The 15,879-nt window shown below is 68.9% G+C and carries 18 protein-coding genes; 6 read left to right on the forward strand and 12 right to left on the reverse strand.

Annotated features, from left to right (window positions below; translation table 11 throughout):
- Positions 1-8 precede the first annotated feature (8 nt).
- The 3 genes from AC0IX4_RS17130 to AC0IX4_RS17140 all read right to left on the reverse strand — a co-directional run bounded on the left by AC0IX4_RS17130 (position 9) and on the right by AC0IX4_RS17140 (position 3,104).
- Positions 9-1,148, reverse strand: a complete 1,140-nt coding sequence (locus AC0IX4_RS17130) for a tobH protein (RefSeq protein ID WP_471830071.1) — start codon at positions 1,146-1,148, stop codon at positions 9-11.
- Positions 1,149-1,203: 55 nt separating this feature from the next.
- Positions 1,204-2,574 (reverse strand): phosphomannomutase/phosphoglucomutase, encoded by a 1,371-nt coding sequence (locus AC0IX4_RS17135; protein WP_471830073.1) that lies wholly within the window; start codon positions 2,572-2,574, stop codon positions 1,204-1,206.
- A 122-nt stretch (positions 2,575-2,696) separates the two neighbouring features.
- Positions 2,697-3,104: a DUF3499 domain-containing protein gene (locus AC0IX4_RS17140; RefSeq protein WP_197074681.1), complete on the reverse strand. Its 408-nt coding sequence runs from the start codon at positions 3,102-3,104 to the stop codon at positions 2,697-2,699.
- A gap of 173 nt (positions 3,105-3,277) precedes the next feature.
- On the opposite strand from AC0IX4_RS17140, the gene AC0IX4_RS17145 reads away from it, so the two are divergent.
- Positions 3,278-3,700, forward strand: a complete 423-nt coding sequence (locus AC0IX4_RS17145; protein WP_231568599.1) for a metallopeptidase family protein — start codon at positions 3,278-3,280, stop codon at positions 3,698-3,700.
- 9 nt (positions 3,701-3,709) lie between these two features.
- Here AC0IX4_RS17145 and AC0IX4_RS17150 read toward each other — a convergent pair whose 3' ends face one another.
- Entirely contained in the window at positions 3,710-3,982 is a 273-nt protein-coding gene (locus AC0IX4_RS17150) for a WhiB family transcriptional regulator (protein WP_056072397.1), read from the reverse strand.
- A 542-nt stretch (positions 3,983-4,524) separates the two neighbouring features.
- Between AC0IX4_RS17150 and cofD the strand changes: the two genes are divergently transcribed.
- Genes cofD through AC0IX4_RS17165 form a run of 3 tightly spaced genes read left to right on the forward strand, consistent with a single transcriptional unit; the run spans position 4,525 to position 7,399 of the window.
- Positions 4,525-5,481, forward strand: a complete 957-nt coding sequence (cofD, locus tag AC0IX4_RS17155; RefSeq protein WP_042573220.1) for a 2-phospho-L-lactate transferase — start codon at positions 4,525-4,527, stop codon at positions 5,479-5,481.
- Positions 5,478-6,827: a coenzyme F420-0:L-glutamate ligase gene (locus AC0IX4_RS17160; protein WP_471830075.1), complete on the forward strand. Its 1,350-nt coding sequence runs from the start codon at positions 5,478-5,480 to the stop codon at positions 6,825-6,827. The genes cofD and AC0IX4_RS17160 overlap by 4 nt, the downstream gene beginning before the upstream one ends.
- Positions 6,824-7,399, forward strand: a complete 576-nt coding sequence (locus AC0IX4_RS17165; protein WP_042573218.1) for an NUDIX hydrolase — start codon at positions 6,824-6,826, stop codon at positions 7,397-7,399. The genes AC0IX4_RS17160 and AC0IX4_RS17165 overlap by 4 nt, the downstream gene beginning before the upstream one ends.
- Here AC0IX4_RS17165 and manB read toward each other — a convergent pair.
- The 3 genes from manB to rfbD all read right to left on the reverse strand — a co-directional run bounded on the left by manB (position 7,396) and on the right by rfbD (position 10,325).
- Positions 7,396-8,472: a mannose-1-phosphate guanylyltransferase gene (gene manB, locus AC0IX4_RS17170; protein WP_042573217.1), complete on the reverse strand. Its 1,077-nt coding sequence runs from the start codon at positions 8,470-8,472 to the stop codon at positions 7,396-7,398. The two genes, AC0IX4_RS17165 and manB, sit on opposite strands and share 4 nt — an antisense overlap.
- An 88-nt stretch (positions 8,473-8,560) precedes the next feature.
- Entirely contained in the window at positions 8,561-9,430 is an 870-nt protein-coding gene (locus AC0IX4_RS17175; protein WP_471830076.1) for a glycosyltransferase family 2 protein, read from the reverse strand.
- Positions 9,431-9,440: 10 nt separating this feature from the next.
- Positions 9,441-10,325, reverse strand: a complete 885-nt coding sequence (gene rfbD / locus AC0IX4_RS17180; protein ID WP_471830077.1) for a dTDP-4-dehydrorhamnose reductase — start codon at positions 10,323-10,325, stop codon at positions 9,441-9,443.
- 351 nt (positions 10,326-10,676) lie between these two features.
- On the opposite strand from rfbD, the gene AC0IX4_RS17185 reads away from it, so the two are divergent.
- Positions 10,677-12,110 (forward strand): LCP family protein, encoded by a 1,434-nt coding sequence (locus AC0IX4_RS17185; RefSeq protein WP_042573215.1) that lies wholly within the window; start codon positions 10,677-10,679, stop codon positions 12,108-12,110.
- 22 nt (positions 12,111-12,132) lie between these two features.
- Positions 12,133-12,861 (forward strand): TIGR03089 family protein, encoded by a 729-nt coding sequence (locus AC0IX4_RS17190; RefSeq protein ID WP_156388223.1) that lies wholly within the window; start codon positions 12,133-12,135, stop codon positions 12,859-12,861.
- Here AC0IX4_RS17190 and AC0IX4_RS17195 read toward each other — a convergent pair.
- From AC0IX4_RS17195 to AC0IX4_RS17215, 5 genes are read right to left on the reverse strand one after another with little or no spacing between them, the layout of a single operon-like run.
- Entirely contained in the window at positions 12,842-13,255 is a 414-nt protein-coding gene (locus tag AC0IX4_RS17195; protein ID WP_471830079.1) for a hypothetical protein, read from the reverse strand. The genes AC0IX4_RS17190 and AC0IX4_RS17195 overlap by 20 nt on opposite strands.
- Positions 13,252-13,638: a fluoride efflux transporter FluC gene (locus AC0IX4_RS17200; RefSeq protein ID WP_471830081.1), complete on the reverse strand. Its 387-nt coding sequence runs from the start codon at positions 13,636-13,638 to the stop codon at positions 13,252-13,254. The genes AC0IX4_RS17195 and AC0IX4_RS17200 overlap by 4 nt, the downstream gene beginning before the upstream one ends.
- Positions 13,635-14,075 (reverse strand): fluoride efflux transporter CrcB, encoded by a 441-nt coding sequence (crcB, locus tag AC0IX4_RS17205; protein WP_471830083.1) that lies wholly within the window; start codon positions 14,073-14,075, stop codon positions 13,635-13,637. The genes AC0IX4_RS17200 and crcB overlap by 4 nt, the downstream gene beginning before the upstream one ends.
- A complete protein-coding gene (gene purE, locus AC0IX4_RS17210) occupies positions 14,072-14,581 on the reverse strand; it encodes a 5-(carboxyamino)imidazole ribonucleotide mutase (protein WP_471830085.1) in 510 nt (169 codons plus the stop codon). Before purE ends, crcB begins: the two co-directional genes overlap by 4 nt.
- Positions 14,574-15,866: a 5-(carboxyamino)imidazole ribonucleotide synthase gene (locus AC0IX4_RS17215; protein ID WP_471830087.1), complete on the reverse strand. Its 1,293-nt coding sequence runs from the start codon at positions 15,864-15,866 to the stop codon at positions 14,574-14,576. The genes purE and AC0IX4_RS17215 overlap by 8 nt, the downstream gene beginning before the upstream one ends.
- Between the last annotated feature and the right edge of the window lie 13 nt (positions 15,867-15,879).

Here is a 15,879-nt window from a genome sequence, read left to right on the forward strand (position 1 = left end):
TCCACCCATCAGTTACCGCCGGAGAGCTGCAGATATGCCGCAGCCGCCTCGATACGTACCGCGAGGACCAGTGCGCGCCGCAATACGGTTCCTACCGGCGTCGACGGTTCGGTCGCCGCCGGTCGCCGATCGCCGGACATCTCGTCGTCGACGCGCGCGCCCACGTCGTCGGCCCGCACCACGTCGACTTCGCCGAGCACCGCGACGCGGCGTCTGACGGAGCTGTCGTCGGCGTCGGTGGACACGGCGAAGATTCGGACCGGGTCGGCCGGACGTGGCCCGTCCAGCTGGTCGTCGTGGAAGAGCGGGTCGTACTCCGCGGAGCGTTCCGTCGGCGCGTCACCGCCCACTCGCCCGAGATCGTGGACCACCCCGACCGCGTCCGAGAGCTCGGACGCTGCGGCCACCACACCTGCCACCCGGAGCAGAACAGCTGCCCCGTGCCGCGCGACGTCGGCTGCGACGACGTCGTCGCCGGTCAGCAGTACACGTCGCCCCGCCATTCGCGACGCCAGTCCCTTGGCCGGGTTCTGGAACACCTCGACCGATGCGTGATGACGCATCGTCTCGGCGTCGACCGCGTCGGCGACAGCATCGAGGTCACCGATCGACGACGCCGGATCGACCGCCGCCAGGACTGCCGCCATCACGGCGACGTAGCGAGGGAAGGTGTTCCGGTCGAGCACCCGCACCCGTGGGGGCACCGAGATCACGCGGCCGGCGCCGGCATCGGCGACCGGTCCCTCGTCGGGCGCCGCGACGACGACCTCGGCGCGCCGACGGACACCGGCGCCGATGGAGACTGCCAGGGACGGGTCACCGGCGTCGTCACCCGCGACGACGACCACGTCGAGAGGCCCGACCCACGGGGGCGTCACCGGAACCCGCACGACCGGCACTCCCGCCGTGGGGGCGACGGCCGTCATGATCAAGGCCGCCGCGCGGCGTGCCGGACCGGATGCCGCCACGAGAACCACACTGCGTGGCCTCAATCCGTCGAGACGGACGAGCGCGCCCTCGGCGACCGCTGCCGCGGTGGCGCGGATCTGAGCGCCGGCCAGCGCGGCCGAATGGAGCGCGCCGAGCGAATCGGCGGCCAGTACCGCATCAGCGTCGTCGAGATCGACGTGTACCGACGGTGCAGTCATGGACACCTCACCTGCCTCTCGAGAACCGTCCCACCACTATGACAGTCGATCCGCATCACGCGCGGACGATGCTCAGGATCTCCGTGGTCAGACGGTCGACGTCCTCGTCGGTGCGCGCTTCCACATTGAGGCGCAGAAGGGGTTCCGTGTTCGACGAGCGCAGGCTGAACCACGCTGCGTCTCCCAGATCGATCGTCACACCGTCGAGCTCGTCCACCGCGACCGTGCGGTCGGCGAACGCCTCGACGACGGCCGCAGTCCGCCCCGCTGCGTCCGCGACGGTCGAATTGATCTCTCCCGACGCCGAATACACCTCGTACTTGCTCATCAGTTCCGACAGCGGCCGATCCTGCGTACCCAGCGCGGCGAGGACGTGGAGGGCGGCCAGCATGCCCGAGTCGGCACCCCAGAAGTCGCGGAAGTAGTAGTGAGCGGAGTGCTCTCCACCGAAGACCGCACCCGTCTCGGCCATGAGCGCCTTGATGAACGAATGTCCGACGCGTGTCCGCACCGCGGTGCCGCCGAGTCGCTCGACGAGCTCGGGGACCGAGCGTGAGGTGATCAGGTTGTGGATGATCGTCGATTCCGGGTGCTTCGCGAGTTCCCGCTCGGCCACCAGTGCCGTGATCGCCGACGGCGACACGGGCTCGCCGCGCTCGTCCACCACGAAGCATCGGTCGGCGTCGCCGTCGAAGGCGAGTCCGATGTCGGCGCCGGTCTCCCGCACGAACTTCTGTAGATCGACGAGGTTGGCCGGCTCGAGCGGATTGGCCTCGTGGTTGGGGAACGTGCCGTCCAGCTCGAAGAAGAGGGGATGCACCGTGACGGGCGTCGGTGTCAACACCGCCGGAACGGTGTGCCCGCCCATGCCGTTGCCCGCATCGACGGCCACCGACAGTGAGCGGATTCCGGAGATGTCGACGAGTTCGCGCACGAAGGTCGCGTAATCCTCGAGGACGTCCTGCTCGGTGACCGATCCGATGTCACCGTCGTAGGACGGCACACCGTGCACCACGCCCTCGGAGATGGTCGCCAGACCGGAATCCTGTCCGACCGGCTTCGCGCCGGCGCGGCAGAACTTGATCCCGTTGTACTTCGCGGGGTTGTGGCTCGCCGTGAACATAGCGCCGGGGCAGTCCATGATTCCCGATGCGTAGTACAGCTGGTCCGTGGAGGCCAGACCGATGAGGACGACGTCGAGACCCTGTGCGCAGACACCCTGAGCGAATGCGGCCGACAGCGTCGGCGACGAGTCACGCATGTCGTGTCCGACGACGACGCGCCCGGACACCCCTTCCTCACGGATCAGTCGCGCGAATGCAGCGCCGACATCGGAGACGAACGCCTCGTCGATCTGTTCACCGACGACACCACGGACGTCGTACGCCTTGATGACGCTGTGAACCAGGTCAGCTGGTCTGGCCACTACACACTCCTGCAACTTCGGACGTACCGGACGGATTGGACGACGGCAGAACTGTCGTCGCCTCGTTGGAGCCTAGTGCCACAGGCTCTCTCGCGAGGTGTCGTCCGTACCCGTCGCGAGAGTCAGTTCTGCGGATCGGGCAGAACGCGCAGGTGCCCTCGGCGACCGGTACGTGCAGTCGGTGCAGAGGGGAGGTCGGAACCGGGCGCGGAGTCGGCAACCGCTCCGCGTCGCGTCGGCAGCGTGGCCGGACGCCGTCGTGAACCGGCTTCTCGAACAGCTTCGGCGAGAGCCGTCAGATCGTCGTCGTCGGGACTCGAGGGAGAGAATCCACCTTCGTAGCGCACCATTTCCCACCCCTTGGGGGCAGTGGTGGACACTCCGTGTACCTCGCACAGGTCCCACGAGTGGGGTTCCTCCACTGTGGCGAGGGGGCCGACGACGGCCGTGGAATCGGAGTAGACGTACGTCAACGTCGCAACGGCCGGTCTGTTACATCCCGGTCGGCAGCATCCCCGCACAGCTCTCACACACCGAACCTTAGCGCCCGGCGATCGGTCGGTTGCGCCGACACGCCACTGATGCTTCCGTCACGCCCGGCCGTACCATGATCGCCGTGACGTCCACCGGATCAGCCTCGTCCCGCAACGGTAGGCCCAGCCGCCCGTCGACGTCGCGGTCCGCGGCACGACGCGGACGGGGCATGCGCGGAACCCTTCTCCCCGAGTCGGTCCCTGCCCGCAAGTCGCGTGCGGAGAAGTTCGACGCCGCTGTACTCGATGCGTTCGCCGAGATCGATCGGAAGTGGCACGACCGCCTGGTGAAACTCGACATCGCTGTCGACGACGTGCCGAAGATCCGAGCCGTCGACCCGGAATCGGTGAACTGGCCGCCGGAGGTCGTGGCCGAAGGACCGGTGCCGCTGTCGCGACTCGTCCCCGCGGGAGTGGACACGCGGGGGGCGACGACACGGGCGAGAATCGTTCTGTTCCGGCGCCCGTTGGAGCGACGGGCACATACGTCGCTGGAGCTGACGGATCTGGTACACGACGTGCTCGTGGAGCAGGTAGCGACCTACCTCGGCGTCACCCCCGAGGTCGTGGATCCCGACCCCGAGGAAAGCTGAGCGAGCGGCTCAGATGATGCCGCGCTTGAGGCGCCGACGCTCGCGCTCGGACAGGCCGCCCCAGATGCCGAAGCGCTCGTCGTGGGCCAGTGCGTAGTCGAGGCAGTCGTCCTTGACCTCGCAGCCGAGGCAGATCCGCTTGGCCTCGCGGGTGGAGCCGCCCTTCTCGGGGAAGAACGCCTCCGGATCCGTCTGAGCGCACAGTGCGCGTTCCTGCCACTGCTCCTCGAGGGAGTCCGCATCGTCGAGCACCAGGCTGAGATGCTGTGCGGGAGCGGGCATCCCGAGGCTGGTGAGCGGAGGGTCGACCTCGCGGTCGGGACCCTCGATCGGCTCGATGGTCTCGTAGTCGGCGTCGGCATTCTCGGGGTCGTGGACCTCGAGACGGTCGACGACGGAATCCTCACGACCGAAGTCCTGGTGTTGTTCAGGCATCACTTCCGCCTCCTCACCTGTTCGAGCGCAGTTGTTGTCGGTCATTTGTGTCGATGATCGACCGTGAAGCCGGATCGAAGAGCGAGTCGCCGTGACACCCGGACGGAACGAGGATCGAGGACCCCGCCGTCACCATGGGAACACGTGTTCGAACGATGGTTCGCTGCAAGCGATTCCGCCGTCCGAACCGGTAATGACATGACTGTGATTAGACACGCCGCGGTGTGTCGCGGTCAAGCGGACGGGACTTTCTGCAATACCATCCGATTCCCCGTTCTCCCGGAAGGCGACGTGCGTACGGTGTTTCGCGTCGGATGCACCGTGCCGGGCCCGGCGAGGCCACGCCCGGCGAAATCCCCGGCGGTCGCCACAGCCTAGGCTCGAGAACCATGAAGGTGACTGTGGTGGTGGGCGGCGTCGGCGGCGCACGATTCCTCCAGGGCGTACGGGCATTTCTCGGCGACGACGGCGACGTGACGGCGGTGGTCAACGTCGGAGACGACGTGTGGATGCACGGCCTTCGCATCACACCGGATCTCGACACCTGCATGTACACCCTCGGCGACGGCATCGATACCGACCGCGGGTGGGGTCGTCGCAACGAGACCTGGAGTGTCAAGGAGGAACTCGCCGCGTACGGAGCTCAGCCCGACTGGTTCGGACTGGGCGACCGCGACATCGCGACCCACCTCATCCGTACTCGCATGCTCCGCACCGGGTACCCGTTGTCGGCCGTGGTCGAAGCACTATGCGACCGGTGGTCGCCGGGTGTCCGCCTCATCCCGGTCACCGACGATCGCAGTGAGACACACGTCGTCATCACCGATCCGGAGGACGGCACCGACAAGGCAGTCCATTTCCAGGAATGGTGGGTCCGTCACCGAGCCGCTGTGACCACTCACAGTTTCGCGTACGTCGGCGCCGACAAGGCGACTCCGGCAGAGGGCGTGCTCGAAGCCATCGAGACGGCCGACGTCGTGATTCTCGCGCCGTCCAACCCTGTGGTCAGCATCGGAGCCGTTCTGGCCGTGCCGGGAATCCGCTCGGCGTTGCGCACGACCTCCGCCAAGGTGGTCGGCCTCTCCCCCGTCATCGACGGCAAACCTCTCCGAGGAATGGCCGACGAATGCCTCAGCGTCATCGGTGTCGAGACGACCGCGGAAGCGATCGGTCGGCACTACGGCGCACGGTCGGCGGCCGGCATCCTGGACGCCTGGTTGATCCACGAGACCGACACTGCCGACGTCCCCGGCGTCGACGTCCGCGCGGTGCCGCTGCTGATGACGGAACCGTCCGTGACGGCGAAGATGGTCGAGGCCGCACTCGACGCCGCGGGTGTTCTGTGACGACACCCGGCGATCACGCACCCGGCGGTTCCCTCGAGATCGTTCCCGTCCCGGGGCTGCCCGAGTTCCGCCCCGGCGACGATCTCGTCGCGGCCCTGACCACGGCGGCTCCGTGGCTGGTGGACGGCGACGTCCTCGTGGTCACCAGCAAGATCCTGTCCAAGGTCGAGGGACGCCTCGTGTCCGCACCGGTGGACGCCGAGGAACGAGATGCCCTCAGGCGCACGTTGGTCGAGCAGGAGGCCGTCCGTGTCCTGGCACAGCGTGGGCGCACGCTCATCACGGAGAACAAGCTCGGCATCGTGCAAGCGGCCTCCGGCATCGACGGGTCCAACGTGGCCACCTCCGAACTCGCGCTACTGCCCGAGGACCCGGACGCATCGGCGCGCGCTCTGCGCGACGGGGTCCTGCGCACCCTCGGTGTCCGCGTCGCCGTCGTCGTCACGGACACCATGGGTCGAGCCTGGCGCAACGGGCAGACCGACAACGCCATCGGATCCGCCGGCCTGCCCGTGCTGCACAAGTACGCCGGCGGCCGCGACAGCCAGGGCAACGATCTGCTGGTGACCGAGGTCGCTCTCGCCGACGAACTCGCCTCTGCCGGTGACCTGGTCAAGGGGAAGCTCGGCTCCGTTCCCGTCGCCGTGGTCCGAGGACTCGACATGGTCGACGACGGGTCGTCGGCACGTGACCTGGTCCGCCCCGGCGAGGACGATCTGTTCTGGCTCGGTACCGAGGAGGCGTGGCGTCGCGGCGCGATCGGCGCGGTGTCCGCTCGACGCTCCGTTCGCGACTTCGATTCCGCACCGGTGGATCCCGTGACCGTCGATGCGGCCGTGACCGATGCGCTCAGCGCGCCCGCACCCCACCACTCACACCCGATGCGGTACGTCGCGGTGCGAACGCCCTCGGTGCGCACGGCACTTCTCGACGCGATGGCGGCACGGTGGCGCGAGGATCTCGAGCGGGACGGGAAGAGTGCGGAGTCCGTCGCGGCTCGGCTGGCCCGGGGCGATCTTCTGCGCGATGCCCCGGAACTACTTCTCGCGTTCGTCGTCCTCGAGGACGCGCACGACTATCCGGATGCCGAGCGCAGCGCTGCGGAGGCGACGATGTTCACGGTCGCGGCCGGGGCATCGGTCCAGGCCCTGCTGGTCTCGCTCGCCGCCCGCGGCCTCGGAAGTTGCTGGGTCGGTTCCACGATCTTCGCCGCGGATGTCGTGCGGACGCAGCTGGAACTGCCCGACGAGTGGCAGCCGGCCGGTGCGATCGCCGTCGGCCATCCTCGGACGGCGCCGGCTCCGCGCCCCTCCACCACACCCGGCGCCGCGCTCGTGGTGCTGTGACCGAGCGAACGAGCGCGCCCGGGACCCTGCACGGGTCCGCCGTGGACATCCTCCGCACGTGGGACACCGACGATCCCCACGACGACACCATGCGGCACACCATGCTCGCGTTCCTCGACAGCGCGCCGAAGGGGTGCCTTCGGGAGAACGTGGCCGGTCACATCACGGCGTCGGCTCTGGTTCTCGATCGGGACGGGTGCCACGTGCTCCTGACACTGCACCCGCGGGTCGGTCGTTGGCTGCAGCTGGGCGGCCACTGCGAACCCGAGGACGCGACCGTGCGGGACGCCGCGTTGCGGGAAGCGCGGGAAGAGAGCGGCGTCGAGGACCTGATTCTCGAACCCGAGTTGCTGTCCATCCACACGCACCCGATCACGTGTTCGCTGGGTGTACCCACCCGTCATCTCGACTTGCGGTTCGTGGTCCGCGCTGCGAACGACGCTCACATCGTGCGCAGCGCGGAATCGAACGATCTCCGCTGGTGGCCCGTCGACGACCTCCCTGACGGGGAGGAAGGCGCCGAGCGAGAGGTGTTGCGCGAGATGATCACTCGCGCCGAACGACGCCGCTAGACGTCGGTCGAGAAGCGGACGCCGCCGTCGGGAAGGGTGACTCCCGGCCACACCCGTGCACCACGCAGCAGTTCGCAGCGGGCGCCGATGTTAGCGCCGTCGCCGATGACGGCGTCGCGCACCAGTGCCCGTGGTCCGATACGAGCGCCGAAGCCGAGAATCGACCGTTCGACGACGGCCCCGGCTTCCACGCGGGCACCGTCGAACAGCACGGCGCCGTCCAGACGTGCCCCGGCACCCACCTCGGCGCCGCGGCCGACCACAGTCCCGCCGATCAACAGTGCGCCGGGCGCCACTCCTGCGCCCGGATGCACCAACGACTCACCTCGGGGGCCGTCGAGCGCAGGCGACGGCGCGATGCCGCGGACGAGGTCGGCGGATCCCTTGACGAAGTCCTCGGGCGTACCCATGTCGCGCCAGTAGGCCGCGTCGACGTGTCCGAACACGCGCTTGTCGTCGGCGAGAAGTGCGGGGAAGACTTCCCTCTCGACCGAGACGGGCCGGTCGGACGGAATGCCCTCGATGATCTCGCGCGTGAAGACGTAGCAGCCGGCATTGATCTGATCGGTGGGCGGATCCTGGGTCTTCTCCAGGAACGCGGTGACGCGTCCGTTCTCGTCCGTGGGGACGCAACCGAACGCGCGCGGGTCACCGACCCGGACGAGGTGCAGGGTCACGTCGGCCTCGGTCGTGCGATGGGTGTCCAGCACGCCGCGAAGATCCGTGCCGCCCAGGACGTCTCCGTTGAAGACCATCACGTTGTCGGCGCGCAGACGCGGAAGGACGTTCCGGATACCGCCGCCGGTTCCCATCGGCTCTTCCTCGAACACGTACTCCAGCTCGAGGCCGAGCCCGCTCCCGTCTCCGAAATACTCCTCGAAGACCTCGGCCTTGAACGACGTCCCGAGCACGACGTGATCGATTCCCGCCGACTTGATACGCGCCAACAGGTGCGTCAGGAACGGCAGACCTGCGGTGGGCAGCATGGGCTTGGGTGCGGAGAGAGTCAACGGCCGCAGTCGCGTGCCCTTTCCTCCCACCAGGACAACGGCATCTGTCGCCGAACCGGTCATCTCGTATGGCCTTCCCTGTTGACACGAACGTGGATCTTCGACCGACACATCTTGGACCGACACCGGGGTGGCGACGGCGGAGAAACGCTCAGGCGTCGTCGCGAGTGCGCAATGCAGCCGCCACGACCACCTTCGAACGCACCGCAAGACCCGCACGGAGTGTCCATCGGAGTGGAGCTTGCCACTTCCGGGGGTGGCGGTCTGCTTGGAAGCGGTACGCGCTCTCGTGGTGTGCGGGCAACATCGACTCGGGATGGCGCCCCGCTGCGTGACCCTTCGCGTGCGTCACGACGGCACTGGGCACGTATACGTTCTGCCATCCGGCCTTGCCCAGCCGATCGCCGAGGTCGACGTCCTCCATGTACATGAAGTACCGCGAGTCGAACCCGTTCACCGAGTCGTACGCAGCGCGCCGGAGCAGCAGGCACGACCCCGACAGCCATCCGACGGAACGCTCGCTGACTTCCTCGGTGTCCTGCCTGTAGCGCTGCGTCCAGGGATTGGCGGGCCAGACGCCGCCGAGCACGGCGTGCAGTGACCCGGACGTCAGATCGGGAACGCGTCGGGCCGACGGATACCGCGAGCCGTCCGGTTCGAGGATCAGCGGACCCAGCGACCCTGCGCGGGGCCAGCGCTCCGCAGCGTCGAGGAGCGCGTCGATCGACCCCGGCGAGAACGACACGTCGGGATTGACCACCATGACGAACTCGATCGACGGATCGATCTCCGCGACAGCACGATTGGCGGCGCCGCCGTAGCCGATGTTCTCACCGGTGCGGAACAACGTGACGTTGTCATACGCCGCCGCAGCGGCCTCGGGCGTGCCGTCGGTGGAACCGTTGTCGGCGAGGATCACCGTCACCGGCCGCGTCGTCGCCGCGGTCAGGGACTCGAGGAACGTCTGCAGATGCTCACCGGGCGAATAGGTCACCGTCACGACGGCCAGGGGCGCACTCACGCCGGTCACCCTACTGGGCGAGTGACCGAGCCTCGAGCGCGGCGGACAAAGCGTCACGCCACGGGCGCAGCGGGGTGAGGCCCGCATCTCTCCACGCCGCGGTGGACAACACCGAGTACGCGGGCCTGCGCGCGGGCCGGACATACCGGTCGCTGCCGCAGGGACGGATTCTCCCGGAATCTGCTCCCACACCGGTGAATGCCGCACGTGCGAGGTCGAACCACGACGCAGTTCCCGCATTGGTCGCGTGCAGGATCGGGGGGAGATCCGATCGTCCCGCGGCCTCGAGGAGCGCGTCCGCGAGGTCGGCCGAGTAGGTGGGCGATCCCACCTGGTCGTCGACGACGTCGAGCGTGTCGTGCTCACGCTCGAGGCGGAGCATCGTCGCGACGAAGTCGGATCCCGTGCCGGTGTAGACCCACGCCGTCCGGACGACGGTCGCGGTGGGCAGCGCGGCGAGTACGGCGCGCTCCCCCGCCAGTTTGGTGCGGCCGTAGGCCGTCGTGGGCCCGGTGGCATCGGTCGGTTCGTACGGAGTGGAGGCCGCGCCGGCGAAGACGTAGTCGGTGGACACGTGGAGGAGTCGGGCTCCGACCTCCGCACAGCGTTCGGCCAGCAGTCGCGGGCCGATCTCGTTGAGCAGAGCTGCCCGGTCCTCCTCGGATTCGGCAGCATCCACCGCCGTGTGTGCGGCGCAGTTGACGACGACACTTCCCGGTGTCACGGCCGCCGCGATCGACGAGGGGTCGGTGATGTCGAGCTCGGCCGAGCCGTATCCCCGGACCTCGGCGCCCGCACGACCGACCACGTCGGCGCGGGCAAGGATCTGCCGGCCCAGCTGTCCCCCGGCCCCCGTGATCACGATTCGGGTGCCCGACTCTGCGTCTCTACTCACAGCGATCGAGTGTGGCACGCCGTGTCCGCTTGCGCCGGGCACGGCGATGCTGCCGTTAGCCTGTGAAGCGTGACGGATTCTGTGACGGGCCCCGGGACACCGCGCGATCCGTACAGCTCCCGGACATCTCGCGGTGCCGAGCGACGACCCCGCAGCGCATCCGATTCCCGCAGGAATGCCGATCCCCGCAGGTCCTCCGATCCCCGCAGAACCTCGGATCCCCGCAGGACGTCGGAACCCCGCAGCGACCGCGGGCGACGCCACGAGCGCGGTCCCACCAGTCATCGACCGACGAAGCCGCCGAGGTCGGGAGCCGCTGCGGCCGGCTCGTCGCGTGCCGGTCGCATCGCCGTGGCGTTGTTCTCGGCGGGCGCGCTGCTGGTGACGGGCGTCGCCTGGCAGAGCATCGACTCGCTACGCAGCAATCTGGCGACGGTGTCGAATCTGGGTCTGGGCAACGGCGCCGACGGAGCCGTCGACATCCTGCTCGTCGGCACGGACAGCCGCACGGACGCACACGGGAACGCTCTGTCGCAGGGGGAACTGGACTCGCTGAGGGCCGGCGACGAGGTGGCGAACAACACCGACACGATCATCCTGATCCGAGTGCCGAACGACGGCTCCTCGGCGTCCGCCATCTCGATTCCACGCGACTCCTACGTCGCGGTGCCGGGTATCGGCGACAGCAAGATCAACGCGGCGTACGGCGCCACCAAGGAAGAGAAGCGTCTCGAACTGGTGGAGAGCGGCGTTCCCGACGCGGAAGCCGACAGCGAGTCGACGCTGGCCGGGCGGAAGGCGCTCATCGACTCGGTCGCCGGCCTGACCGGGGTCACCGTCGACCACTACGCGGAGGTGGGCCTGCTGGGATTCGTGCTGCTGACCGACGCGGTGGGCGGAGTCGACGTCTGCCTGAACGCTCCGGTGGACGAACCCCTGTCCGGTGCTCGGTTCGCGGCCGGTCAGCAGACGTTGTCCGGCGCCGACGCGTTGAGCTTCGTCCGCCAACGGCACGATCTTCCGCGCGGCGATCTGGACAGGATCGTCCGCCAGCAGGTGTTCATGGCGTCGCTGGTCCGCAAGGTGTTGAGTGCCAGGACGCTGAGCAACCCCGGCACTCTGGGACAACTCGGGTCTGCCGTACAGCGGTCGGTCACCATCGACGACGACTGGGATGTCCTGGACTTCGCCACCAAGCTGCAGGACGTTGCCGGCGGCGCGGTGACGTTCGACACGATCCCCGTCGCGGACATCAACGGTGTCACCGACTACGGCGAGTCCATCGTCGCGGTGAACCCGGTCGAGGTGCAGGCGTGGGTGCGAGGCTTGATCGGCGACGCGGCTCCGCCCGAGAGCACCACGACCACGCCGAGCATCCCGGACATCGATGCCTCGTCCGTGACGGTCGACGTGGCGAACGACAGCGGTGTCGACGGCTTGGCGTCGTCGGTGTCGGACACGCTGAGCTCCGAGGGATTCGTCGCCGGACAGGTCGGCAACAACGAGGGCGACAGTGTGACGGAGACGACGGTGTACGCCGGGTCGTCCGACGGTGACGCCGCGACGGCCGTCGCGGCACGAGTGGGTGCCGACACCACGGCGACGGACGACTCCCTTCCTGCCGGCACGGTCCGGGTGGTGCTGGCGTCCGGATACACGCCGTCGAGTTCCGGTGAGCCGTCCGCCCTGCCGGGTGTGTCCCCGGCCGGGGACACGGCCACTCCGGCACCCGCGGCGGCGAATCCGATCGACGCCGGTGCCGCCGGCCCTCAGTGCGTGAACTGACCGAGTCACTACAGTCGACGGCATGTCTCAGATGCCGTCCCCGGGCCGCGGTGCGACCCTCACCGATCACCTGCTCGCGCCGATCCTCGCAGCCGACGCTGCCGGTCCTCGCATCACGTACTACGACGACTCGACCGGGGAACGCATCGAACTGTCGGCCGTCACCCTGGCGAACTGGGCGGCCAAGACCGCGAACCTTCTCCGCGACGAACTGGGCGTCTCGCCCGGCGACGTTGTCAGCGTCGCCCTACCCGCACACTGGCAGACCGCATCGGTGCTGCTGGGAGCATGGTGGGCCGGCGCCGACGTCGTCCTGGGATCCGATCCCGACGCGGCGGTCGCGCTGGTGACCGCCTCCGGGGTGGACGCTGCCGACGCGCGCGAGGTCGCTGCGCTGTCCCTCGATCCCTTCGGTCGGCCGATCGACGGCCTGCCTCTCGGTGTCACCGACTACGCGACGTCCGTCCGTGTGCACGGTGACCAGTTCGTTCCGGCGGGTTCGGGTCCTGCGCTGCACGGGCGTTCCGTCGAGGACGTCCTCGCGGATGCACATGGCCGGGCAGGCGCCCGGGGACTCACTGCCGAGGACCGCGTGTTGGCGACGGGCACCTGGGACGACCCCGAGGGCCTGATCGACGGGCTGTTGGCGGTGCTCGCCGCGGGTGCCTCGTTGGTTCAGGTGACGGCGCTGGATCCGGCCGCGTTGGATCGCCGCGTCGCCACGGAGAAGGTCACGACCGTCGCCGGGTGAGATAGCCGCCGTCGCCCAGCCCGGCCTCGATCTCGTAGCGGTTGGCAGCGCCCGGCCGACGCATCTCCTCCACCAGGTACCGGGTCGCGAACGAGAACCCGTGGCGGGCCCACTGGTCGGCATGCACGGACTCGTGGCGCAGCATCGCCCGCCGCCGACGGGGGTCGACGAGTGCGTGACCGGTCAGGAAAGCCCCGCCGAAACACGTTCCGCCGCGGGCATACCCGCCTCGCATCGCCTCGCACACGATCAGGTTCGACGACGCGTCGTACGAGACCTGCGCGCGCCACAACCGTGCCCAGGTGAGCGCCGAGGCGGTCACGACCAGCGACTGGACGCTGCCACGCGACACCCGTCGCAGCGGGCCCGACCCCCGCGGACCGGAGGACGTCACACCGAACCCCCACCCGACGCCGCCCACACGAGAGCCAGCCCACCGGCGCAGGCCACGACGGAGGCGATCACGGTGATACCCGCGTTCATCGCAGCCGCCCGGTGCCGGCCCTCCTGGACGAGCCGGACCGTCAGCACGCTCGCCGTGCTGAACGTGGTGTACCCGCCGCAGAACCCGGTACCGGCGATTGTCTGCCACTCGGCGGGCCGACCTGCGAACATCACGAGCCCTGCGAGCACGCCCAGCAGGAACGACCCGCTGACGTTGACGAACAGGGTCCCGAGGGGAGAAGACCGACCCAGCCGGGCCGTCACCTCGCCGTCGACGATGGATCGGACCACCGCTCCGAGTGCGCCCGCCAGCAGCACCGCGGCAAGCGTCATGAGCGCGACCGCCGCGCGAGCGCGCCACCGGTCACGATGCCCGCCCAGGCACAGATCAGTCCCGCCACGACTCCGACGACGGCGTAGGTCAGGGCTGTCGTCGGTGCGCCGTCCCGGACGAGCTCGACCGTCTCGAGGGCGAACGTGCTGTAGGTCGTGAAGGCGCCACAGAACCCGGTACCCGCCACCAGGCGCAGCCACCGACGCCGCCCGACGTCCGGTCCCGAACGCGCCAACGCCTCCAGCAGCAGACCGAGGACGAACGCACCGCCGAGGTTGATCAGGAACGTGGCCCACGGCCATCCCGTTCCGGAGTGCGGCATCCACGTTTCCCCCGCGTAGCGGGCACCCGTTCCCGCGGCACCGCCGACGAAAACCGCGACCAGGGCAGCGGGCGTGCGGTGCAGCGGGCGGACCGAGTCCGCGGACGCAGTCATTCGAGCAGACTGCGACGCAGCGCCTCGTCCTTGTCCAGGACCATCTGCTCGAGTCCTCGCTGGAACTCCGACATACGTTCGCGCAGAACGGGATCGGCCGCTCCCAGAATGCGTACGGCGAGAAGGCCCGCGTTGCGCGCACCGCCGATGGACACGGTGGCCACCGGGACACCGGCCGGCATCTGCACGATCGACAGCAGGGAATCCATGCCGTCCAGGTACTTCAGCGGAACCGGGACACCGATCACCGGCAGGGGCGTTGCCGATGCCACCATGCCGGGCAGATGTGCGGCCCCGCCGGCGCCGGCGATGATCACCTGGATGCCCCGCCCCGACGCCTCCCGCGCGTAGTCGAGCATGCGCTGCGGGGTGCGGTGAGCCGAGACGACACCGACCTCGAATCGAACCCCGAACTCGGCGACGGCTTCGGCGGCCGCCTCCATCACCGGCCAGTCGGAGTCGCTGCCCATGATGATGCCGACGCGAACGGCAGTGCTCTCAGCCATGATGCGGATCCCATCCGTCGGTCCAGATACCGTGCGACAGCCAGTGCGCTGCGCGTTCGGCGCGTTCGCGCACCTCCGCCACGTGCTCGGCACTGCTCGCCGACCCGGTGATCGGGCCGACGATATTCACGTGACCGATCTTGCGGTCCTTGCGCTCACCCTTGTCGTAGAGGTGAACCTTGGCGTCGGGCATACGAGCGAAGAGATGGTGCACGCGCTCGTCCATCGACGACGTCGGCTGCTCCGGCGCGCCCAGCACGTTGGCCATGACGGTCACCGGCGCCAGGGGCGCGCAGTCGCCCAACGGGTAGTCCAACACCGCCCTGAGGTGCTGCTCGAACTGCGACGTCCGCGCGCCGTCCTGGGTCCAGTGGCCGGAGTTGTGAGGCCGCATCGCCAGTTCGTTGATCGACAGCGTGCCGTCGACCTTCTCGAACATCTCCACCGCCATGACGCCCACGACGCCCAGCTGTGAGGCGACCGTCAAGGCGATGTGTTCGGCCTCGGCCGCCAGGTCGTCGGACAGGCCCGGAGCGGGCGCGATCACGACGGCGCACTGTCCGGACCGCTGCACGGTCTCGACCACCGGCCATGTGGCGCCCTGCCCGAACGGGGATCGCGCGACCATCGCGGACAGTTCCCGTGCCATCTCCACGCGTTGCTCCACCATCAGCGGAACCCCGGCTGCGAGCTGCTCGGAGACCACAGCCGCGGCGTCCTGCACCGTGTCGGGCATCCAGACACCGCGGCCGTCGTACCCGCCCCGGATGGCCTTGATCACGATGCGCCAGTTCTGCGCGGTGCCGAACTCCACGACATCCTCGACCGACGTCACCTCGGCGAAGTCGGGAACGGGCAAGCCGAGCTCACGCAGTCGTGTGCGCATGCGCAACTTGTCCTGAGCGAAGATCAACGCGTCGGGCGGCGGTTGGACGTTGACCCCCTCGGAGACGAGGACGTCGAGGTGTTCCGTCGGAACGTGCTCGTGATCGAAGGTCAGCGCATCGGCACCCGCTGCGACGGCGCGCAGCGCCGCGAGATCCGTGTGCTCACCGATCACGACGTCGGCGCTGACCCGCGCCGCGGGCTCATCGGGGCCGGCGGACAGCACGCGCAAGGTCTGGCCGAGTTCGATAGCGGCCTGATGCGTCATGCGCGCCAGCTGACCTCCACCGATCATCGAGACCACCGGCATTCTCGTCGTGCGGTCCCGTGGGGGGTCCTCGCGCGGCGGTTGCACGGTGATGTCCGAATTTGGGGAATCCTCTGCTGTCACGGCGTACATGGTGTCACGAGTC

Source organism: Rhodococcus sp. AC861, from assembly GCF_979256035.1.